General features: G+C 73.3%; 2 protein-coding genes. Both read left to right on the top strand.

The features are described 5' to 3' along the window. Positions 1-99: 99 nt before the first annotated feature. Positions 100-300, top strand: a complete 201-nt coding sequence (locus tag AX737_RS20790; protein ID WP_066924555.1) for a hypothetical protein — start codon at positions 100-102, stop codon at positions 298-300. 4 nt (positions 301-304) lie between these two features. Further along, the coding region (locus AX737_RS20785) for a hypothetical protein (protein ID WP_197430658.1) at positions 305-486 on the top strand (182 nt) is incomplete at its 3' end.

Below are 486 nucleotides of genomic sequence, written 5' to 3'. Positions count from 1 at the left end.
CTCAGAACCAGTCGGAGGTGTCCCGCCCCTGAACCGGCCGCGGCGCAAGCCGCCGACTGGTTCGGGCGGGACACCTCCGACTGGTTCTGAGAGCCCGCCATGCCCTGGACCCAAGCCGATCTCGACGCGATCAACGAGGCGATCGCCACGGGGGCGAGCAAGGTGCGCTTCGCGGACAACCGCGAAGTCACCTACCGCTCGCTCTCCGACATGCGCTCCGTGCGCGACGAGATCGCCGCCCAGGTCGGAACGCAGCCCGAGCCGATCCGCACCACCTACGCCAGCTTCAGCCGGGATTGAGCCGATGTCGCGCACCGCCTCCGCGCTCAAGGCGCTCGCTTGGCTCGCGCCACGGGCGGCGGTGCGGCGGGCGCAGGCCCTCAACCTGCTCGACGGGGCGCGCGCCTACGACGGCGCCCGGGTCGGCCGGCGCGGCGACGGCTTCACGGCCTCGGCGGCCTCGGCCAACGTCGAGATCGCGGCGGG

It is taken from the genome of Methylobacterium sp. CCH5-D2 (assembly GCF_001556475.1).
In the GTDB taxonomy this organism is placed as follows: Bacteria; Pseudomonadota; Alphaproteobacteria; order Rhizobiales; family Beijerinckiaceae; genus Methylobacterium; species Methylobacterium hispanicum.
This window is presented reverse-complemented; position numbering and strand designations above follow the sequence as displayed.